Below are 22,003 nucleotides of genomic sequence, written 5' to 3'. Positions count from 1 at the left end.
TTACCCAAAAAAAGATTGGCGAAGGACGTCGGAATAGAGTTTTCCGTGATGCCAGCTTCTTCCGGTTCGTAAGCTGTGAATCATCACCACGGCAGGCGAAAACAGCATCGGGTCGACTTTGTAGAAATCGTAGCCGTAGTCTTTGAAAACGTCTTTGAACGGACGACCGTGATCCTTCGATGTTTCGCTGGGGACCTGCGACGCGACGGCTTCGATCGCTTCATCGTCGGCGTCAACCCATAAGGTCACCGTGGCGCCATAAAGCATGGCATCGTTAGTACGTCCAATGCCACTAGCCATGTCGCCCGGTTTGGCCGGTGGTGGCAACGGAGCATGTCCGGTGGCGGAAATAATGGTTCGAACGTCAAACTTCAACTCGTGCAACTTGTGAAGTGCGGTTTCGATGCTGCGTGCAACGACCTGCAACGAACCAGCGATAGTGCTGGTAGGGGCGACCGCGATTCGCAATTCGCTCGTTTCGACCTGACACTGTTCGGCGATCAATTTGATAGCCGAAGCGGTGGGAAGCGAGTCGGATTCTAAAACGCCCACCACGGGGCTACCGGTTTCTGTTAACTCAAGTTCGCCGAGCATTTCCTCGCGACCGCGGGCCAATCGCATTGGACCGCTGCCCATGGCAAAGAAGTCATCCGATTGCACAGGCCAGCCAGCGTATTGGGCACCCAAGCAGGCATGCAGCGGATGATCGGTCTGGACGTAGACCGCATTAGTGGTCGCATAGCGATCCGGATCTGCAGGTTGAATTTCGATGTTGGCGAGGTCACCCATGCACAGTCCAGCAAGCCCCAATCCAGCAGCAACGGATCCGTGAGTGTGGACGCCCGCGTCCAGAATGCGGGCTCCCTCGATTTCCTGGGTCTCGCAACCGATTTCATCCTTAATGTCGCTGAGGACATCAAATAGTGAAGCGGCCTGGGAGTTAATGCTTAATTCATAAGTCGGTTGATCGTTCATGGTCGATATCGTCGTGAACTCAATGCGAGCTGTAAACTGGACGCGTGACCTAAAGTCGGCAACTTTCTTACCCCTGTAAAATAGAGCAAGAATCCGTCATCCTGAGGGTTCGCTGGCGGATTGGCCGATCGGACCTGTTTTGCCTCACTTTCCGACTCCTCGTCTTGTCTTTCGATCCGCCATGCAACTGAGCGTTATCACCTATCCCCATCCGACTCTGCGGATCAAAAGTAAGCCCATCCGCCGCGTTGATGCCGAGCTCAAAGAGATTGTCGCTCAGATGTTCGAGCTGATGTACGAACACAAAGGCGTGGGGCTGGCGGCAAACCAAGTCGACTTGCCGCTGCGGTTGTTCGTGGCTAATCCGGCCGGCGAAAAGGGAGAGGGCGAGGAGTTTGTGATCATCAATCCTGAACTCCAATTGCCCAAAGGAAATGAAACTTCCCAGGAAGGTTGCTTGAGTCTTCCCGGGCTCTACGGTCAAGTCAAACGCCCCAAGTCGATTCGGCTCAGTGCTTATGACCTGCAAGGAAACCCGATCGAAGGCACCTTTGATGGGTTCCTGGGGCGAATTTTTCAGCATGAAAACGATCACCTCGATGGCGTCATGTTTTTTGACCGAATGAGTGCCGAGGCCCGGCGTGATCTGGAAGATGCAATGGATACGTTGGAAACGGATTTTCGATCCAAGCAGGGCACGGGTTCGATTCCCGATGACGAAACGCTCGTCAAACGCTTAAGCACTTGGCACGAAAAGTACACCTAAGGCAAATTACGGACATGGCTTCAGAGCGATTGAAATTGGTGGTGATGGGCACCGGACCGTTCGCGGTTCCGTCCTTCAACGCATTGTTGGATCACGATATTCGTTTAGTTGTTACTCGCCCTGCTCCACCGGTCAAAAGTCGTGGCGGACCGCCTCCGTCACCCGTCCGTGATTGGGCGGTTCACAACACCTTGCCGGTGTTTGATCCCGTCAGCATTAACGATCCCGATTCGATTGAGACGGTCGCCAAAGAGCAGCCTGACTTGCTTGTTGTCTGCGACTATGGGCAAATCCTTAAGCCTGCCGCGCTGGCGGTTGCTCGACTCGGTTGTATCAACTTACACGGATCCCTGCTTCCCGCTTATCGCGGAGCCGCCCCGGTTCAATGGGCGATGCTCAATGGCGACCCGGTTACGGGAGTCTCGGTGATTCACATGACGCCTCGGCTCGATGGCGGTCCCGTGCTTTGCACGCGTGAAACGCCCATTAGCGATGACGAAGACGCTGGGCAATTGGAAGAGCGTTTGTCGGCGATTGGTGTCGAAGCGACCTTAGAAGCCGTTGCCATGTTGCAATCTTGGGATGGCCAATCGGATATCGGAGTGCCACAAGATCCCAGTCGGGTCAGCAAGGCGCCGCGATTGAGTAAAGCCGATGGCGAGATTGATTGGGGGCGATCGGGGCGTGAGATCAGTTGTCATGTGCGAGGCATGAGCCCCTGGCCCGTTGCCTTTACGTTCTTTAGGTCGCATCCCGAGAAGCCACCGATCCGCTTGGCAGTAAAGTCCGTTCGATTGACTGACCAGACCAGCGAGGGCTTTCACAGTGGAGAAATCGTCAAAACGGAAGCCGGTTACTTGGTCGCCACAGGTGATCTGATGGTCGAGTTGATTAGCATCGTCCCAGCTGGAAAGCGCGAGATGTCAGCAGACGCGTTCTTTCGCGGGCATCAGCCGAGTGAAGGATCGAGGCTGTTTTCGCTGTAACGAAGCGATGTTTTCAGCGTTTTGGAATTGGTCTTTGCTTGTCCCACGCAAATTCGTATAAGCGGAGGTGGAAGGACGCGCCTGGAAAGACTCCGTTGTGCTCGAAACGCTCATCATGATGATGGGCTCCTCTGATGAGACTAGCCATCGTTACCTAGATGGCATGACGTTTGCATTTCGCATCGTCAATCACGGATTCGAACAATGGAATAACGGAGTATCAGGATGCTTTATACGCAAGATTCGTTTGTGGATCTCGATAGCAATGTCCAGCCTATCGAGTTATCAGTGGAACTCACCCCATCGACCGCTCAGTGCGATCTGCAGGAAATCCGTCGCTGCATCGCGCTGGTTGAGTTGCTCAATCAGGTATCCACCAATTCGGAACCTGAGTGCGTCGCGGCTCGGTTTTCGATCAGCGAACATCGTTGGAACAATCTGTTGAACAACGCGTTGCTCAGCTTGGATTGTCTTGAAGCGATGGTTTCGTCGGGACGCTTAGCTGATGCCCAAAAGATCATTCCGGTTGCAATCCGGTCACTCGAAGCACTCAGCGTTAACTGAGCTCGGTAGCAGGCTTAGTGATAAATAGGCTGAATGATAAATACGCTGGGTGATCGTCTGCTGGGGATAGGTCGTCGCATTTGGAGTGTTTCGGTTGCCCCCACTTCCGTCGATCTCAGTCTCACCGACGTGCTTTACGGCGCACTGGTGCAAGCAAACGTGGTCGTAGCCTAGACAAGTCGTTTCTCGATCGCTTCCGCTTTAGGTTCAACCGCGACCTTCGTTGTCCATGTCTTTGCCGAGCGGGATTCGCTTCAGTGGAGGATTTGCGAGTTGGGATCAGACGGTGAATGTTTCGCACTGGCGGTAAGCTCAACTTATAAAGCTCAATTCCGTCGCGGCAATCGAACAAAACCCAGCGAATTTAATCACGAAATTCGTCTTGACCTGGGACATAGCGGTTAGAAGAATCCGGCTGGAACACTGCAAAGGACTGCAGGGATCGAAAATTACTGGCGACCGCTTGGGTTGCCGGTGGACCGATCGAAAATATTTCGCCAGCTTTACCGGGCGAAGGATTCAGGGAAGAATACTCTTTCTTGAATGCTTGCAATCTCGGTGAGTAGGTCCCCTCCAACGCGGAAGATTCGTTTGTCGTCGATTTTGGATTTCGATCTGAAAGAGCGAGTGCGGTCATCAGTCGACATTCTCGACGTGATCAGCGCGACGCTCGAAGTCCAGCCGCAGGGTCGCAATTTCGTCGCTCGTTGCCCCTGGCATAACGACCGTCGACCTTCGATGACGATCAACCAGGAACGGCAAACGTGGAAGTGTTGGCCCTGTGACATTGGTGGGGATGTCTTCAGTTTCGTAATGCGTCGTGATGGAGTCGATTTTCCCACAGCGATGCGGACGTTGGCGGATGTCGCTGGCATTCCCATCGAGCAGTACACCGGTGGAAAAAAAACGACGCCCGGGTCGCCCGACGACCGCGACACGCTTTTTGCCGCCATGAAGTTGGTGGCTGATGAGTACTTCGATTTGCTCGACGATCCTAGGACGGACGATGCGAAAATCGCTCGCGATTATTTGGCATCTCGGGGCGTGAACGACGAAAATCGAAAGCGATTTCGAATCGGTTTCTCGCCCGATTCATGGGACCACGCGGTGAAGTTGCTAAAGGACAACAAGTTTTCCGGTGAAGTCGCCCATGCTTGCGGCGTCGCATCGGCAAAGCAGTCCGGTCAAGGTTTCGTCGACATGTTCCGTGGCCGATTGATGTTTCCGATTTTCGATCTGCAAAATCGGCCGATCGCGTTGGGCGGTCGACTGATTCCCGAGATCGCCGCTCGCCATGGTGACAAAGCCGGCGGGAAGTACATCAACGGACGCGAAACGATGTTGTTTCGTAAATCGAAGCAGCTTTACGGATTGCAGCTTGCCCGCGAAGCCATTCGAAGCCAAGGCCAAGTGATGGTCATGGAAGGCTACACCGACGTGGTGGCCGCCCGACAATCCGGCGTCGAGCCTGTTGTGGCGGTGCTGGGGACGGCGTTGACTCCCGACCACGTTAAGATTCTCAAGCGATTCGCCGAGCGAGTGGTCCTCGTGCTCGATGGTGATACTGCGGGGCAAAAACGAGCGGATGAAGTGCTGGAACTGTTCATTGGCGAAAGCGTCGATTTAAGAGTGCTAACGCTTCCCGAAGGCAGCGATCCGGCGGACTACATCGGCGAATTCGGACGCGAATCGTTTGAACAGATTGTCGCGAAGGCACCCGATGCGCTCGATCACAAGCTCAACCGACTGACCGAGGGAGTGGACTTTAAGAACGACACGCATGCTGTGACCAAAGCGGTGGACACGATGTTGAAGATCGTCGCCAAAGCTCCCGAAGGATTGCGTGTCGACCAGCTTATGACACGGCTTTCCGATAGCTTTAACTTTCGCGTTGAGCGTTTAGAACAGCGATTGGCGACCTTGCGCACTGAGGCTCGTAATCGTGGTCGAGCTCAACGCATTGCGCCGCCGGTCAAGGAACTCACTCAAGCACCACAGCGCATTGTTTATGAAAAACTACCGCCGTTATCAGGGCTGGATTTGCATCTTTTCGAAACGCTTATTGAGCAACCCGATTTGGCCGCCAGCGCGGTGGAGGCGATTGATCCCGATTGGTTGACCAGCATCACGGCGAAGATGTTGTTATCGGCTTACCAGGACTTGGACCTTCGCGCGATGCCGCTCGATGGAAAGAGCCTTTTAACGATGATCGAGAACGAACCACTCAAGAATGCGTTGGTGACTCTCCTAACACGTGTGGATGAAAGATCTGGACAACGAGTCGATACACCGGAGCAACGATACGCTGATATCTTGACTCGATATAGCGAACGAGAAAAGTCACGCGAGATCGCAAGTGTCGTTCATGGAATGTTGGGCGAGAGTGAAGAAGATGCGTTGTTGCGAAAGCTGTTTGATGAAGAAGCACTGCGCCAGCAAAACCGTCCGAAATAGAGATCTGACAAAAAAATGAAATGCGTTTGAGACTGGAAAATACGGCATTTGCGAGCCGGAAAACAATCTTCTGGATCTCACTTGCCATAAAATTCAAAAACTGCCGTAGGCAAAAATAGAAAACCGTCACACAATTTCAATCTCGCGACTTGAAACTCTTCCCGCTTTCAAGTTTCAACACTTTAGGAGCTTGTGCCCGAAACGATCACATCCCCATGAGCCGACCCACGCAGGAAACTGTGGCGCTCTTGGGAAACTCTTAATCGCTTAAGAAACTATCACCGACCCCACTGTCATGATGACAGCGTCGTGATGACGAACACATTACGACGAAACGCAAAACATGAGGTTTTGAAATGAAATTGAAGGATCAAGAACTGTCGTCGCTGATTGCACGCGGACTCGAAACTGGCTCGCTGACTTACGCTGAAGTCAACGCCTATCTTCCCGACGAGGACGTCAATCCAGAGAAGCTTGACAACCTGTTGCTCGCAATTGAGCACCACGGAATCGAACTGACGGAAGCCGTCGCAAAGCCCGCTGCCAAAGCTATTCGGGCACCCGAACCAAACGTCGTGGAAATGCGGTCGGCACCGATGCGAACGCCTGAGCCTCGCGAAGATGTGGCCGACGATGATGACGACGACGCGATCTTGATCTCGGCTTCGGAATTGCCCAAAGCAAGCGACGATCCGATCCGGATGTATCTGAGCCAAATGGCCGAGATTCCCTTGTTGACTCGCGAAGAAGAAATTTCGCTCGCCAAGAAGATTGAAATCACCCGCCGGCGTTTCCGTCGTACGCTGCTTGAATCCGACTACGCGATGCGAGCGACGGTTGCTGTTTTGAAGCGAGTTCATGAAGGTGAACTTCCTTTTGACCGCACGATCAAAGTCTCGTTGACCGAGCGTTTGACGAAAGAGCAGATCAGTGCTCGTATGCCTCACAACCTCAAGACTCTCGAAAACCTAATCGCTCAAAACAAATCCGATTTTGAGGTCATGGTCCGCAAGAGCACGTCGCCACGATTGAAAGCAGAAGTTCGCCGGCGCTTCATTCGTTCGCGTCGCAAAACGCTTCAGTTGGTCGAAGAACTCTCCCTGCGAAGCCGCCGCGTGACTCCGCTATTAGGTCAACTCGAAGGCATCTCAAAGCGAATGAATTTCATTCGCGCTCGTCTTGCCGATCTTGGCACTGATGCAATAAGTCGCGACGAAGCAGCCGATCTTCGTCAAGAACTTCGCGAGTTGATGTTGGTCACTCAAGAGAGCCCAACCAGTCTGCACAACCGCATGACCGCTGCCCGTCGTTACTTTGATGAGTACGAAGCAACGAAGCGCGAACTCAGCAGCGGCAATCTTCGTTTGGTCGTTTCGATTGCCAAGAAGTATCGTAACCGCGGATTGTCATTCTTAGATTTGATCCAAGAAGGCAACACCGGTCTGATGCGTGCCGTCGACAAGTACGAATATCGACGTGGGTTCAAGTTCAGCACCTACGCAACATGGTGGATTCGTCAAGCGATCACCCGCGCAATCGCTGACCAAGCCCGCACGATTCGTATCCCTGTTCATATGATCGATGTGCTCAGCAAGTTGCGTCAGTCGCAAAAGCGTTTGATGCAAGATTTGCGACGTGAGCCCACTTACGAAGAAATCGCATTGGACACCGAAGTGCCAATTGAAGAGGTCCGCCGCGTGATGGACATCGGGCGGCACCCCGTCAGCCTCGATCGTCCGGTGGGCGAAGGTGAAGACAGCAGTTTTGGTGAATTCATCGAAGATAGCGATAGCCACAACCCAGTGAAGAACGCCGCTAGCGGAATCTTGCGTGGCAAGATCGACGAGTTGCTAAAGACACTCACTTTCCGCGAACGCGAAATCATCCGTTTGCGTTACGGCTTGGTGGACGGCTACAGTTACACACTCGAAGAATGTGGCCGGATCTTCAAAGTGACTCGCGAACGTGTTCGCCAGATCGAGGCTAAAGCTGTTGCTAAGTTGCAAAGTCCTTCGCGAGCCGACCGACTATCGTCGTTCCTTAAGACAGCAGCCTAATCGCGAATCCGGTACAAGATGCCGGACAGGTAAACGATGCGTATCGTTGGGCGGTACGCATTGTTGAAACGGTACGCATCACTGGTTAGTACGTAACAGTCGCAAAGCGTGCCCGCCAACGACGACCAAACGTGGCCCAAAAGTGGCCGCGTCTTAACGTGTCCAGAAAGTCTATGGCTGGTCAGCACCAGCCACGATGGGCTCGTCGCTTGTCACTTCGGATGGTGACTCGGGTTCCTTCAGGGTGATGATGATCTTGTCGCCCTCGATATCAATCTTTTCAAACTGCTCGATGAACTGCGAGCCTTGCGGATCTGAATTAAAATCACGCGCTAAGTTTGTTTTGCGAAGCTCGGTAATGAACTGCGAGGGAAGCGGTTCCCCTTTGACCTCGGCATTTTCGAGTGTGACGATCAGGTTGCCATTATCAAGGCGAACGTCGAACGTCCCTGAACCGTTGAAATAGCGGCCTTTCCCTCCGGGAAGGATTCCTTCCAGCGGCGCGCTGACCTCACCCGAGATCGTTCCGTCCTCGATAGTCAAATACAGGTGCCCGCGAGTTCGTTCGTCTTTCGCGATTAAGGCGTTGAGATCGTCGTCCGTTAGCACCAGTTCCCTTGGCATGGCTGGTTGGGCAGCGTCCGGCAACTCGGTGATGGCAGTTTCAGGAAGCGCAGCTTCTTGTTCTAGATCGTCGGATGGATTTGCATCAAGCGGCTGGACCATTTCTTGAAAGTTGGCGATTCGTTCTTCGAGTTCTGCAACCTGATCATCGGTGTACTCCACCTCGGGCAAGTCGATTGGCGTGGTGTCAGTGAACTTCTCGAGTTGCTGGTTGAAGAAATAGTACGCTCCAAAGCCGCCACATAAGATCAGGAAGACCCCACCTAGAAAGATTCCCGCACACCCATACAGCAAGCATCTTCCGTTATTGCCCGTCTTGGGCAGGTCGTTTTCGAAATCTCGCGTGGGTGGGAACGGTGATTCAGCGGGGAAATTGCTCATGAAGGTCCAAGTTTGTCGAGATTCGAATCAAATGCGGTACTGGGTTGCGTCCAGTCTACGCGACTCGATCGAGCGGGGAATCGGTACAACCATCAAAGGCCGAACCTGCTTGGCCTATCGTTCGGCGTTTGGGCGTCTGGATCCAGCTTCACTTTTCACGTGTGCTAAACTGCGGAAACTCGGTCGGCCCCTCGCAGCGACGCGCGTTGTAGCGCCAGCTTCGTGTTTTTTTCACTAGGTCCAGTGTTTTGCATCTCTACTATTTCTTGCTGGTGATTTCGGCTTTGGCGTGCGGATCAGTACCACCGCGTGAAGTCGACTTAAGCAACGCGGTTCTGTCGTCGCTAAGCATGGTCGCCGGATGGATTTTGCTGACTCACATTGCATCGCGGATGGTGTCCAACTACGTGAAGCGAGGTGAGGTGGAGCCGCTTGATGGTGCTCAGATCGTTGAAAAGCAGTTAGACATCTTTCGTTGGTTGGGCTTGGGCGTGTCGGTCTTATGCCTAGCCGGGTTTGGGCTAGCGCGTGGCCTTGATGTCATCCCAATTGTTCAGGACTCGATGTTCCTGCAGTCGCTTGTCCTGCTGACCCCCGCCGTGGCCATTACCGTGGGAACTTGGAGTTCCGAGCACTTGTATGGAGTCAGATTGCAGTACACCGATGCTACGATTTCCAACTATGCACGCACACTCTGGCGCTCGTTCCGCTCGGGAATGGCTTGGTTGGTCGTCCCGGTTTTAATTTTACTTGCGATGTCGGATGCGTTGAACTCGCTGCCCATCAGTGCAACGGCGTCGTCGGTTTTGACGCTCGTTGGGATCGCGCTTTTCGTGCCGCTTGTCTTACCCTGGCTGATTCGGCATTTGTTCAAGACAGTTCCTATGGCGAACAACGATGCTGATTGGATCAATGAATTGATGAAGCAATCGGGCGCTCGTCGAACGCGAGCGGTTCGCTGGGACACGGGCGGTTCTGCGTTTAACGCGATGATTGCGGGATTCATTCCGCCATTTCGAACCTTGTTTCTTTCGGATCGATTGCTTGATGAATTGCCCACTCCTCAGATCGCAATGGTGGTCCTTCACGAGGCTGCACACCTCAAACGCCGTCATGTGCCACTGCGTATGCTCGGCATCCTGCCTGCGTGGGGCGTAGGAACGTTGGTGACCAAGGTGTTGGGTGACTATTCGTGGGCGATGATTGCCGGCAGCGCGGTGGGAGTTTTGCTGACGCTTGTTTTGTTACGTTGGATTTCCTATCGCACCGAACACGATGCGGACGTTACGGCGTGTCGTTTAGCTGCGAAGTTAGCACCCGAGTTTCCGCAGTTGCCCGCAGATTACGACGAGGCTTGTGATGCGCTTTCAGCCGCTCTTTATCGCGTAACATTCGATCAGCCGGCAGGGCGAAAGGCAACATGGTTGCACCCCGGTGTGTCCGATCGAGTCGACTTCATGCGAAAGTTCTCGCAAGCTCGATCAGGCGACACGGCGATCAGTCATTCTCCGACGCTGGTTAGCTTTCCGGGTTCACAGTGATCTCGGATTCGTAAACACGCCGCGTCTGGAGAGCGGCACGGCCCGATAGATGGCTGACGATCCTGTCGACGTGCACGTGGCAGTTTTCCAAGAACGTCTTGTACTTGCTCGTTTGTGTGCCAGCGACCGCGGTGCCAGCAATGAAAATTCCCGGCACGTTCGTTTCCATGGTTTCTTCATTAAACACTGGTCGTTCAGTGGACTCGGCAAGCTGCACACCAGCGTTGTTCAGCAGTGTCTTGCTCTGTTCATAGCCAATCAACATCAGCACATCATCAGCATCGACGTCGCATAGCGAATCGTCGTGAACATTTTTGAGTGTGACGGTTTGAGGCGTGATCGCAATAGGCACGGTAGCGAAGTGACTGACGATACGACCCGATTGGATCAGACCCCTTATTTCGGGCGATAGCCAATATTTGATGCTCTCGTAAGGTAGTTCGTCACCGCGATAGCTGATTGCAACATCCGCACCTGCGTGGTGTAACCGCAAAGCCGCTTCTGCGGCACTGTTGCGTCCCCCGACGACAAGTACCTTGCGACCAAAGTACCGGTGGGGTTCACGGAGGTAGCCATCAACATGAGGCAGCGTTTCTCCCGGAATTGCCAAGCGGCGAGGGAAATCCGTGCCGCCAATTGCAAGGACCACATGTTGGCACTGTGTTTGATGCATAACATCGCCGTTCTGAGGCTGACTCGAAACAACAAAAGCGTTTGCCGCCTGACGTTCGATCGAGACTACCGTTTCGAAGCTCCGAACTTGAACATCGAACTGCATCACCACACTGCGAAGGTAAGCCAGATACTGCTCACGAGTGGCCTTCGATTGGTCGGGCGTGACAAGCGGAACGCCGGCAATGGCAATCCGCTCATTGCTGCTAAACCACCGTGTCTCCGGTGCCCACCAACTCATCGTTTGGCCGATCGGACCGGCTTCGATGATCTGACAAGAAATGCCCTGCTGCTTAAGGGCGACAGCGAGTTCGATCCCAATCGGACCCGCTCCCACGATGCAAACATCGAGGTTATCGCGATGGCGAGATGGTTGTGCATTGATCATAGAAGAATCTTACCCAACGAGACGATTTCTGTCGTCTCGGGATGCAGCGGTACTGCTTTTACGCTGTTTCTAAGCAGATACGGATCGAGCGGCATCGATGGCAAATTGCCAGACGCGGTCTGATATGCCGGTGAGATGGCACTATGTAGGGCCCATGACCGAAAAACCGCAGCACGATTCACCATGCCGCGAGGCTATGCCGCTTCAATGGCACAAAAAAACGAGCGGGTGTGAAAACCCGCTCGTTGGTGTTGATGACTTGTGGATAAGGGTCAACGTCTGGGATCAAAGCTCACTCGAAAGCAGTTCCATCAAGCTCGCATCGTTGGTGCTAGCTGCTCGTTCGGCTGTTGATGAAGTGTCTCGACTCGACGGGGACGATTCGCTTTCAGTGCTCTCAAAGGAAGCGATCTTCGAAACTTCTAACGATTCCACCGGCGAATCATCCGATGTTGGCGATGTTTCAGAGACTTGACGAAGCAATTCGTCAACTAAAAGTGACCACTCACCTTCTTCGCTACCACCACCACTGTTGTTAATTCGAGCAACCTCGTTAATGACACGCAAAGCATCCAACGCGGTCGCGTTGCCATCACCGTTTTGGTCGTAGTAGAAACCAGGGAACGTTTCGGTCGTTGCTGCATCTTCCAGTTGTTGAGTATCGCGATCCGAATAGGTGCGACGACCCAATTCATTGATGATCAACAAAGCATCGCCAGCAGTGACCGATCCATTTCGATTGACATCGGAAGGCCTGAGTGGGTTTTGCCACTGGCTACCCATGTTCGTGTGAACCGTTTCACCGGTGGTGTCGTGAGTGATCACGATCGTGAAAATGCCGTTGTCCACCAACGGATCGCCGACTGTCCAATCGTCGCCATCGGTGAAGACCAGGCGATCCAGGGATCCACCGGACACTCGCACTATTTGATCCGCGTCGGTCATTGACGCTACCGCGTTGACGTCAATGGTCACCGTTTGGACGGTATCGGCAGTCATTGCAATCGACGCGATACTGTTTAGTGAGATGGAATCGGCGGTCAAATCTAATTCGGTTGCCGCTAATTCCACTGAGTCAATTCCATCGCCACCATTGATGGTCAACGCACCAATCGGTTCTTGTCCAAGAATCTGGAATTGATTGTCTTCGTCGTTGGCATTCACGGTAACGGATGCGAATCCTGAGGTCGGGCCGGCGAATAATCGTTGACCGCCAAGGCCTTCAATGACAAGTCCGCCAGCGTCAGCGGTAATATCAATGTTCCCCGTTGGAATGTCCACAACGACATCATTGCTTCCATCACCTTCAAGAATAGCGATAACGTAATCCTCGACTTCACCATCCGCAGCTTCGCCGGTAGGTGTTAGTCCGCCCGTCGAGCTCACCCGGAACCGGGCAAAAGTCTCACCAGCCACAGCAGTAGTCGGAACGATCATCGTGATCACATTTCCACCCGCAGTAAGAGCGACTGAATCGGCAATTTTCTCGCCAGCGTCATCCCAATCGCCGTCACCGTTAAGGTCTAACCAAGCATCAAGTTGTCCGGCTTCAGAAGCCTCGACGTAGAAGCTCGATTCGAAGGTGTCGTTATCGTCGCGAAGGATGGAGCTAATCAAAACCACGCCATCTTCGTCGGCGCCGTCGCCATCTGCCTGGTCAGACACCGAACCTTCGGTCTCTGAATCAACCGAGGGGCCTAGCCGCAAAGATCCGATCGTGTGTCTTGCGCCGTTATCGGCAAGAAGCACGGGATAGGGCGAAGGTGCATCGCCGAAGTCGAAAACGGCCGAGTCAACGACATCAATGGTTACCGACGTCGACACTTCGTTGTAGTTGACCGAATCGGTCGGAGTGAAGACGACGCTAAGGACTTGGTCGTCCCCGACGTCGAGTGTCGTGCCCAGATCTGGGGTATAGGCAAAGGTTCCTGCAACATTCGCAGTCGCGTTAAGCTGGCTAGAACTAAGCTCGGTGCCGACCGTAATCGAGCCAGGAGGGTTCCACGTTAGAACCGGGTCCGCTTTGGCGACATTGATCGCGACCGAAACGGTAACTTCGGCCAGCGTGGTGTCTTCGGGAGTAAACACGACGGTTAACGTCTGCGCATCGCCAGCATCAAGAACTGTGCCTAGCGCTGGAGTGTATGTGAATGTGCCGGCTACATCCGCTGCTGCGTTAAGCTGCGTGGCTGACAACGCGGTACCAAAGACAATGTCCTCGGGATCAGTCCATGTCACATTTACATCAGACGAGTTAACGACCAAGGTTGCCGAAGCGACGGCCTCGTTGTAGTTGTCAGAATCGTCTGGGGTGAACGTCACGTTCAGTGTTTGGTTGCCCACCGGTAGGACAGTGCCTGATGCTGGCGTGTAGACGAACGTGCCCGGTACAGGCGAGGTTGCGTCAAGTTGCGTATCACTTAGTTCCGTTCCAAAGTTGATCGGGTCGGGGGCGTCCCACGTGATCACGGGATCCGCTTTGTCGACATTGATCGTGTTGGTGATGGTTACCGATCGGAAGGCGAGCGGATTGCTTGGAACAAAGACTGCAGTCAACGTTTGGCCTGCGCCCGCGTCTAGTATCGTTCCAGCGGCAGGAGTGTAGTTGAACGTTCCCGCAATGGGTGAGGTCGCGTTGAGCTGAGTTGCGTCAAGCTGAATGCCGAAAACTATGTCGGATATTGCATCCCAGTTGACCGCGGGAGCGGGTGGCAATTCGACCGCGCCCATATCCAAACCGGTAGTGACACGTTGCCCACCCCGCGCGTCGATTGGCAGGATCTCGGTGAGAACATTATCGGCGTTCAAGTCGAAGCTGTCTTGTGGCAACAATGCCGCGTTGCCGCTATCGAGTGCAAGCGAGTTGCTTAGCGGGGCAATTGTCCGAAGCGAGCCACCGTTGTCGCCAAGCGGTGATAGGAAAGGGATAATGATTGCTCCCTCAATGCCGCCAACAAAATTGTTGTCGGAATCCGCTTCCGGTACTCCACCGCTTACGGTCGATTCGGTCAATGAGGTTGCATCGTTGCTTCCAATCAACGACGAAAGCACCGTTAGATTGGTGTTCGGATTGCTGGGGGCAACAAAATCGGCACCACTAGCAGCAGTATTCGCGGCGACGATTGAGTTCGAGATCGAAAGGGTGGCGGGTTGTGTCGGGTCCGTCCACAGTCCGCCGCCGTCTCCGGTGGCATTGTTGCCAGAGATTGTTGACGAAGCAATTGTGAGCGATCCCGATGGTAGATGAATTCCCCCACCATTTCCGCCTGCCGAATTGTTCGCGATTGTCGTGTTGACGACGGTCATTGCCGAGGTCAATCCTGAGACCGCAACTGCACCACCGTCGCCCGTTGCAGTGTTGTCGGCGAACGTCGTTGCCGCGAGCGATAGCGATCCATCGCTAACATACAAGGCTCCACCGTCAGCAGCACCGTTGCCTGCCAGTTCAACATACTTTAGCAGCAACAGGCCATCGGTGGCTGAGCGAATCGCACCACCATTGCCACTGCCCGCGTCACCACCGGATAGCGTAACGCCGCTAATCGTGACGTCCCCGGCACTACTGGCGATGTCAATCAATCGCAAGGAATCACCATCAGCCGTGGCGATGGTCAGTTGGTTGGCACCGGGGCCAATGATGCTAACACTATCACCGATCACAAGTGAACCAAGAGCGGGGTCAAGGGTGATGGTGCCGGTGAGTGACGATGAAATTAGGATGGTGTCAAAGCCGGCGCTGGCATCGGTCAACGAAAGGACCTCACGAAGCGACAGGTCACCGGGTGAGAAGTTTCCGTTGACGACGTCATCGAGCGTGTCGACCGTGAATGTAGGTTTGGGTTGAACTTCCACCGCACCCATGTCAACGATCATTCCCCCGCCAGAATTGCTCGCGAAACGCGAGAATAAACCGCCGCGTCCGTCAGCGGTAAGCGGTATGTCATCGCCGCCACCGGGTAAACCGTCGGGACCGTAATCCAAAGCGAGCGCGTTGTCGCCACCGTCGATCGCTGGGCTAGACGACATCGGAGCCCGCGTCAACGTTGCGCCACCGTTGGCAGCTAACGCTTCGAGCTGAGGGTCAATCGGAGCGATCGCTGTTCCCACCAAATTGCCGTTCGCGTCAGGTGAAGTGGTTGGGGTGAGCGTGGAATCGGTTCCGTTTCCGATCAAGCTGTTGAGAACTTCCAGATTGCCCACGGGGTCACGCGGGCTGTTCAAATCAGGAGCGGTGACGGAAATGTTTTCAGCGATGATTGAGTTGTGAATGAAGATTTGTGAATCCTCATCTTCCGCCAGCAATCCAATTAGCGTTCCCACTCCGCCTCCGGCGACGTTGGCCGAGTTGCCCGTGACGGTGCTGTTCACCATTCGCAAAATAGCGGTGTCAGTTTGAATGCCGCCACCACGCACGTTTCCTGAGTTGTTCGCGATGGTTGAATTAACCACGGTCAACTCGCCAGCAACCGTCGCAATCCCTCCCCCATCGGCACCGCTCGTGTTCCCACTGATCAACGAGTCGCGAACAAGCATATTCCCGCGAACGTTAGATATCCCGCCACCATCGTTCACTGAGTTGTTATTCGAGATAGTGGAGCGCATCACGGTGATGTCACCTGAGATACTAGAAATACCTCCACCATCACCGTACTGGGATTGGTTGTTGTTGAGCGTCGAGTCAGCAATGGTGATGGGACCACGATCATTGAAGATCGCGCCACCGTTGTAGCTGGTGGTGTTGTCGTTCATCGTCACGTTGGTGAGCGATACTTCGCCATCGATGCTGTAGAGAGCCCCACCGTCACCGAAAGACGTGTTTCCAGACAAGGTGCTGCCCGTGATCGTCACTGCACCTTCGCCGCTGTAGATGGCTCCGCCGTGATAGCCGTAACCGGTCACTTCGTTGTTGTCGATCGTGCTGCCGGTGATGGTGACCGCAGCGATCCCAGGACTATAGATCGCTCCACCGTTGCCGTAAGCGTCGTTGTTCGAGATGTTGCTATTAGTGACAGTAAGATCGCCACCAACAATTTTGATCGCGCCACCGGATTGATCGAATGCCGAGTTGCCCGTTAATTCAGAGTCGATGATGTCAACGGACCCGTCGTACTCGCTATAGATTGCGCCACCACTGCCGGCTTGGTTGCCAGAGAGAACGCTGTTTCGAATGGTGAGGGTTCCGTCGCTCGAATTAAGAATCGCGCCACCGTTATCGAAATCCAAGTTTCCGCCCGTGATGGAAACTCCTTCGATCGTGACATCGATATCACCGGTGCCAATCGAAAACACACGGAACCGATTCACCGCCGTGGTCGCTGCGTTGATCGTTAGCGATTCGGCGCCGCGACCCGTGATCGAGACGGATTCCGTGATTGCCAATTCTCCACCGCCCGCCGCGGTCAAGCTAATCGTTGCCGGAACAGCCGCGTCAAACGAAATGGTGTCAGCGCCGGGCGACGCGTTGGCAGATTCAATGGCATCTCGAAGGGTGCACTCCGAAACCGTGCACGATCCGGTTCCCGCATCCCCGCCGGTGATAACGGTGTACGCCGCCAACACTCGTCGGTCTTCCAGCAACTGGGTGAAAAGTCGCCTTCTATTTCGACGCGCGGGGGCATTCTTTTTTTTCGAAGAGAGTTTGCGCTGAATCGAGCCACCTTCGCTTCGATTGCGGTGAGATCGGATATCTCGCAAACCAGCGGTAAGTCGAACGAAAATTGAAGAATCAGCCATAGCGATATCGGTTGGAGTTAGAAATCGGCAGCAACGGACGTAAAACGCGTCAGGAACACCAATGAAAATAAAGCGTCACAGTCGAACGTTTTGTACCCTTAAAAAATTGAGACTTCTTGTCTCAACTCGGGACTGCTAGCAATGGTAATTGATGGATCACTGGTGGCGAAATCGCCCTGAATGGAATTTTCTGTGGATTTAGACGCCTTTTGACCGTTTCGGGCCCTCATAAGTTCCGCAGATTGGCACATTGCTCAATTCGCTTAGAGTCGTCGTTCGATCCACGCTGAGGCGCCATGCCGAGCCAGCGAACCTACCTGGGAAAGCAATTTTCGAACTCGTTTCAGGTCGACATGCTTTTCAAACGCTCGAAGCAGCGAAAGTGAACGTCCCTGGTCCACATTGGCCACCATGGCCGGAATAAGAAACTCATCCACACCCCACTGGCGGTTCAAATCAGTAGACAGACAAACGCCGCAGACATCCGCGAATTCGTCCGGAAATATCTCGCGAGCATATTGGATCGCCCCCTCAATGTTCTCCTCTTTCGCCTCCGTCGGGGTATCCAGGTCGTAAGGCGGATTCCAAACTGATGCGGGCGGGATCAGGTCAATGTGAGTCAGGACAGCAATGATCGGCGGCGATTTGAATTGGGGATGGTCGTGAAAGTAGCTGTCCAAAGTTGCCAACGTTTGTTGGTCGGCTTTCTTTGCAGGCGTGTGAGCGTCCATCACGAGCAAAACGAGATCCGATCGCGTCATCGCGCGTTCGATGATTGCGACTTGCTTCTTAGAAGCACCTGATTCTCCGTATCCGGGCGTATCGACCAAAGTGAACGACGCGCCCTGCTCATTCATTGTCCATTCGAACGATTCAGCCTCGCGAGTGTTCGGCAAGGCGTCGGTTTGAGCATGTTCATGCACCGTCTCGCTGGTCGACTTGTGAAGTAAAGCGTTGATCAAGCTCGACTTCCCAGCGCCCGTTTGACCCACCAGTGTGATCGTAACGGGTAATGACGGTTCGTCTTCGTCAGGGTCGTCGCCTCTGGTGGCCGAAGCGTTGCGGCGTGGCGATGCGTCTGGGTCACCGAAATGTTGGCGGTACGCATCCGCACCACCTCTTAATCGACCACTGTTCATCTCGATCAAGTAGAAACCGGTCTTGGCTACAAAACGCGTATAGATGGTCGCAATGGTTTCAGTCTTCACTTGGTTGATCACCGGATCGAGCGTGACTTTGGCCGACCCGTAACGCAGTAAGTTGATCGGGTTGAGCACAATGGCACCGGCCCAGTAGACCTTCGATGCGACAGCATAAATTTCGGGCGTTCGCGTTAACCACTTCCAATGCTTTATCGACAGCATGCGACTGCCGGGTATCGAATGAAGAAGAAAACCTTCGATATCGTCAATCGCCAAACGTGCTGCTGCGGCGACTTCCACCACCGATAGTGATTCAATTTCTCGTTTCGTTGCGCCGTGGTAGTGATTCGCTAGATCTGCCGCCATTGACTGCACGACGCGTAGATAATGCTGGGGATCCGATAGGTCCTCGGGTTTGAGGTTGGCGAAATCTCGCTGGTGCTTCAGAACGATTTCTGCAGCCTGTTGATCACGCTGTGTCCAATGTCGCGGCTGCTTCATCGGCGCAATCGTGATCGTGTCGACCGGTTTCGGCCAAATCCAATTCACCAATCCGGCAAGGACCCAGCACGCAGGAAGGATCCACCACAACCATAGGACATAGCCCGTTTGGAAAATTGCAACGACGCCGAACCCGATGCACACCAAGATCGGCAGCAACGCCAAAAACGAAATCACCGCCAGGCGTCGTTGTTTCATGAGTCGCTAGCCCGCTTGCGCTTCCAGTACTCGCGTCCGTTTGCGATTTGTTCACGATACATCTTGGCTATTTCCTCTTCACTGGGAACATGTCCCAAAGCGATTTTGCCAAAGTACCAATGGCACACCTTGCCAGCCGCGAATGTCATCGCAAAAGCGGCTGCGGAATTCACAGCGGAACCAACAACCGGAATTGCCTTGGCGACCCCACGAACCAACATTCGCAAAGCGACGCGTCCGCCCAGCACGGCCGAAAGTTGAGCTTTCGCGGTGCGATCAAGTTTCTGGCGATGCAATTTGGCGATCCGATGTGCCATGTGAGTTTGCGTGGCCATCACAACTGGCATATCGACCCACGCCAGCGGGACCGCAGCGGCTCCGGCGGCGATCGTTGCATGGGTTAAGATGACGATGTCAACACTCTTGGTGTGACTCGCCTTTAGGTCATCTTTGACCTTGTCCATCGTCGCCAGCGTTTGCCTCATCGCGGCGGGTAAGTGGTCAAGGATCGCGTGGAACAAGCGATCGGCACCCAGGTCATGCGGATCAAATCCATCTTCGGGTTTGGTCAGATCGACCGCGACGACTCGATCGCAAAGCCCATCAAAACGGTCGAGCTGGGCGGCTAGCGATCGACGTAGTGGTTCAGGCAATCGCTCGGAATTGATTGCATCGTTAAGGTTGTCTAACGTCGCTAGCGAGTCTTCGTCGGGATGAGGTTGCCCCGCGTAGGCGTCATGAAGTGCGGTTAGCGCCAGGATGATTGGGCGAGACTTCGATTGAGCCCGAACACGTCCAAGTTGATCGATCAATTCATCAAGCGAGTGATCGCAAACTCGGGCGGTTACCAATACTAAATCAGCTAGATCGCTCGGGCTTTGATCAACCTCTTCCTCGCCGACACTAAAGCTATCACGCTGGTGGCCGACGACCGCTTCACCAATTCCACGGGTGTCGAGAAAGTGAACCAGCGGAGTCTCTTCGCTTGGAAAGTCGTATTGCTGGCTACGCTTCGTCGTGGGTCGGAACCCGTTTCCAATCTCTGCTTCTTCAGCGCCTGTGACGGTAGCGATGACGGACGTCTTGCCGCTCCCTGTTTTGCCGAAAAGCCAAATCGTGGGAATTGGGGCGTCCTGCGGCAACGCATCAGATCCCGCTTCGGGATCCGAAGAATCATACGCGTCGCGCGAAAGCCATCGAGAGAGAGATCGAAACAAGTGCACGTCAGTTCGGCAAGCGGTGGGGGATGTCCCGGCAAAATCAAATTTAGAAAAGACAAGGTTAGCAGTGTCAAAGCGAGCAGAGTCAAAACTGGCAACATTACACTCCAGCAGAGCTAATCAGCGTGCCTTATGATAGGGTAAAGAGCCTGGACTAGGCTTCATCGGCCCGCGATCTTTCCTTCAGCTTCGTGAACTGGTTTTGCAACAATGCTAATTCGGTATGCCTTTCTATTCGCTTTCCTCGTGACATTATTGCCCGCCACATGCCACAAAGCGGAAGGCCAGTATCTCACGGACTTGTCCTTCGTCAACGCGTGCGAAAAAGCGGACTGGGAAATTGCATCCAAGTTAATTTCGCCTGAATCCGCGGACCAATCACAACCCGACGGCATGACCGGTCTCCACTGGGCCGCTTTTCATGGCGACGTTGCGATCGTTTCGAAGCTGGTGCGTTTGATGAACGAAATTGATGTTCGAAACGAATATCAATTGACTCCGCTCGCGATCGCAGCCTTGAACGGTCACGCCGAGGTCGGCCGCGAATTATTGGACGCCGGTGCCGATCCGAATGTCCGCGTGTCCGGCAATGCCACCCCTTTGTTGCTGGCAGTGCGGTCCGGAAACGTTGCTCTGGTGCAATCGCTAGTCGATCAAGGTGCCGACGTGAATGTAAGGGAACGCAAGCAACAAACCGCCCTGATGTGGGCGGCGGCGGAAGGGCATGCCGATGTCATTGATGTATTGGTTCATGCGGGCGCGGACGTGAACGTGGCGTTGCCATCGGGATTCACGGCAATGATGTTTGCCGCCCGTGAAGGCAAGATCGAGGCCGCACTACGTTTGCTCGGTCATGGTGTGGATGTTAAGACGAAGATGAAACCAAAACGGACGGGTGGTCGTAGTCCACGCGATGGAATGAGTGCACTAATGCTGGCTGTGGAAAGCGCTCACTATGAATTGGCGCTGAAGCTTGTTGAAGCGGGGGCTGATCCGAACGATGAAAGTAGCGGGTTCGCTCCTTTGCATGCGATGGCTTGGGTCCGTCGACCTCAAAACGGCGACGATCCCACAGGGGATCCGCGACCGCGTGGTTCAGGGGCCGTGCCGGCGTTGGAATTCGTTCGCCAAATCGTGGCGGCAGGAGCCGACGTCAATCTACAGCTTCGTCGCGGCAGAGCGGACAAGGGTAGATTGAGTCCTCGCGGAGCAACTCCGTTTCTCTTAGCCAGTCAAACCGTTGACCTACCTTTAATGGAAACGCTGCTGGAATTGGGAGCCGACCCCATGCTCACCAATCACGATGAATGCACAGCACTATTAGCAGCGGCCGGTGTGGGCAACCATCATGTCGGCGAACATCCCGGCACCGTCGCCGAAGTCGAGCGTGCGGTCCGCTGGCTAGTTGACCTCGGTCTAGACATTAATGCCGTTGATAAGAACGGCGAGACTGCCATGCATGGGGCAGCCTACCGATGCTTTCCCGAGACGGTCAAATTATTGGAATCGTTAGGAGCCGATCCTGAGATTTGGGACCACAAGAATGTCCACGGTTGGTCACCGCTGATCATCTCGAAAGGATACCGCCCGGGCTCATTTAAGCCTGATCCCCCCACCATTTTGGCCATTTCCGAAGCCATGGGTGATCGGGCGAAAGAGTCGGCTGATGAAAATGACCCTGATTCGCAGCGTTACGAGCCCTGATTTTACGCCTCGGAATCCGCCGTTTCTGACGATTTTGCCGTCGGCGGAGTCCATTTCGATTTTCACCCTGAATTTATTGGTGATCGAGTTGGTGGTC

The 22,003-nt window shown here is 54.1% G+C and carries 14 protein-coding genes; 8 read left to right on the top strand and 6 right to left on the bottom strand.

The annotated features are described in order from the left end of the window. Positions 1-975, bottom strand: a complete 975-nt coding sequence (gene mch, locus Pla22_RS20535; RefSeq protein ID WP_146516700.1) for a methenyltetrahydromethanopterin cyclohydrolase — start codon at positions 973-975, stop codon at positions 1-3. 181 nt (positions 976-1,156) lie between these two features. On the opposite strand from mch, the gene def reads away from it, so the two are divergent. From def to Pla22_RS20510, 6 genes are all read left to right on the top strand, one after another. Further along, the gene (def, locus tag Pla22_RS20530; protein ID WP_146516699.1) at positions 1,157-1,741 is read left to right on the top strand and encodes a peptide deformylase; all 585 of its coding nucleotides are present in this window, start codon (positions 1,157-1,159) and stop codon (positions 1,739-1,741) included. A 14-nt stretch (positions 1,742-1,755) separates the two neighbouring features. Then, positions 1,756-2,727: a methionyl-tRNA formyltransferase gene (locus Pla22_RS20525; RefSeq protein ID WP_146516698.1), complete on the top strand. Its 972-nt coding sequence runs from the start codon at positions 1,756-1,758 to the stop codon at positions 2,725-2,727. A 225-nt stretch (positions 2,728-2,952) separates the two neighbouring features. Continuing rightward, on the top strand, positions 2,953-3,291 hold the full coding sequence (locus Pla22_RS20520; protein ID WP_146516697.1) for a hypothetical protein: 339 nt from the start codon (positions 2,953-2,955) through the stop codon (positions 3,289-3,291). Positions 3,292-3,324: 33 nt separating this feature from the next. Then, on the top strand, positions 3,325-3,465 hold the full coding sequence (locus Pla22_RS25390) for a hypothetical protein (protein WP_165440772.1): 141 nt from the start codon (positions 3,325-3,327) through the stop codon (positions 3,463-3,465). A gap of 417 nt (positions 3,466-3,882) precedes the next feature. Beyond that, the gene (gene dnaG / locus Pla22_RS20515; RefSeq protein WP_242632213.1) at positions 3,883-5,745 is read left to right on the top strand and encodes a DNA primase; all 1,863 of its coding nucleotides are present in this window, start codon (positions 3,883-3,885) and stop codon (positions 5,743-5,745) included. A 356-nt stretch (positions 5,746-6,101) separates the two neighbouring features. Further along, entirely contained in the window at positions 6,102-7,802 is a 1,701-nt protein-coding gene (locus tag Pla22_RS20510) for a sigma-70 family RNA polymerase sigma factor (RefSeq protein WP_146516695.1), read from the top strand. 171 nt (positions 7,803-7,973) lie between these two features. On the opposite strand, the gene Pla22_RS20505 is transcribed toward Pla22_RS20510, so the two are convergent. Next, positions 7,974-8,807, bottom strand: a complete 834-nt coding sequence (locus Pla22_RS20505; RefSeq protein ID WP_146516694.1) for a hypothetical protein — start codon at positions 8,805-8,807, stop codon at positions 7,974-7,976. A 248-nt stretch (positions 8,808-9,055) separates the two neighbouring features. Here Pla22_RS20505 and Pla22_RS20500 point away from each other — a divergent pair, with 248 nt between their 5' ends. Continuing rightward, a complete protein-coding gene (locus Pla22_RS20500) occupies positions 9,056-10,348 on the top strand; it encodes a M48 family metalloprotease (RefSeq protein WP_146516693.1) in 1,293 nt (430 codons plus the stop codon). Here Pla22_RS20500 and Pla22_RS20495 read toward each other — a convergent pair. The 4 genes from Pla22_RS20495 to Pla22_RS20480 form a co-directional block, all read right to left on the bottom strand. After that, positions 10,326-11,408, bottom strand: coding sequence for an NAD(P)-binding domain-containing protein (locus Pla22_RS20495; RefSeq protein WP_146516692.1), 1,083 nt, complete (start codon positions 11,406-11,408; stop codon positions 10,326-10,328). The genes Pla22_RS20500 and Pla22_RS20495 overlap by 23 nt on opposite strands. Positions 11,409-11,693: 285 nt before the next feature. Next, positions 11,694-17,141 (bottom strand): beta strand repeat-containing protein, encoded by a 5,448-nt coding sequence (locus Pla22_RS20490; protein WP_146516691.1) that lies wholly within the window; start codon positions 17,139-17,141, stop codon positions 11,694-11,696. Positions 17,142-17,404: 263 nt separating this feature from the next. After that, positions 17,405-18,982 carry a GTPase family protein gene (locus tag Pla22_RS20485; RefSeq protein ID WP_146516690.1) on the bottom strand — a complete coding sequence of 526 codons (1,578 nt, stop codon included), beginning with the start codon at positions 18,980-18,982 and terminating at the stop codon, positions 17,405-17,407. Continuing rightward, positions 18,979-20,199 (bottom strand): GTPase family protein, encoded by a 1,221-nt coding sequence (locus tag Pla22_RS20480; protein ID WP_146516689.1) that lies wholly within the window; start codon positions 20,197-20,199, stop codon positions 18,979-18,981. Before Pla22_RS20480 ends, Pla22_RS20485 begins: the two co-directional genes overlap by 4 nt. Positions 20,200-20,448: 249 nt before the next feature. Here Pla22_RS20480 and Pla22_RS20475 point away from each other — a divergent pair, with 249 nt between their 5' ends. Continuing rightward, positions 20,449-21,906 carry an ankyrin repeat domain-containing protein gene (locus tag Pla22_RS20475; RefSeq protein ID WP_242632212.1) on the top strand — a complete coding sequence of 486 codons (1,458 nt, stop codon included), beginning with the start codon at positions 20,449-20,451 and terminating at the stop codon, positions 21,904-21,906. The last annotated feature ends 97 nt before the right edge of the window (positions 21,907-22,003 follow it).

This window comes from Rubripirellula amarantea, from assembly GCF_007859865.1.
GTDB classification, from domain to species: Bacteria; Planctomycetota; Planctomycetia; order Pirellulales; family Pirellulaceae; genus Rubripirellula; species Rubripirellula amarantea.
The sequence above is the reverse complement of the archived record's forward strand: the minus strand, read 5'-3'. Positions and strand labels throughout refer to the sequence as shown.

Coding starts and splice junctions, on each gene's coding strand:
- mch (WP_146516700.1), bottom strand. CDS start 975: ATGAACGATCAACCGACTTATGAATTAAGCATTAACTCCCAGGCCGCT.
- def (WP_146516699.1), top strand. CDS start 1,157: ATGCAACTGAGCGTTATCACCTATCCCCATCCGACTCTGCGGATCAAA.
- Pla22_RS20525 (WP_146516698.1), top strand. CDS start 1,756: ATGGCTTCAGAGCGATTGAAATTGGTGGTGATGGGCACCGGACCGTTC.
- Pla22_RS20520 (WP_146516697.1), top strand. CDS start 2,953: ATGCTTTATACGCAAGATTCGTTTGTGGATCTCGATAGCAATGTCCAG.
- Pla22_RS25390 (WP_165440772.1), top strand. CDS start 3,325: ATGATAAATACGCTGGGTGATCGTCTGCTGGGGATAGGTCGTCGCATT.
- Pla22_RS20510 (WP_146516695.1), top strand. CDS start 6,102: ATGAAATTGAAGGATCAAGAACTGTCGTCGCTGATTGCACGCGGACTC.
- Pla22_RS20505 (WP_146516694.1), bottom strand. CDS start 8,807: ATGAGCAATTTCCCCGCTGAATCACCGTTCCCACCCACGCGAGATTTC.
- Pla22_RS20495 (WP_146516692.1), bottom strand. CDS start 11,408: ATGATCAATGCACAACCATCTCGCCATCGCGATAACCTCGATGTTTGC.
- Pla22_RS20490 (WP_146516691.1), bottom strand. CDS start 17,141: ATGGCTGATTCTTCAATTTTCGTTCGACTTACCGCTGGTTTGCGAGAT.
- Pla22_RS20485 (WP_146516690.1), bottom strand. CDS start 18,982: ATGAAACAACGACGCCTGGCGGTGATTTCGTTTTTGGCGTTGCTGCCG.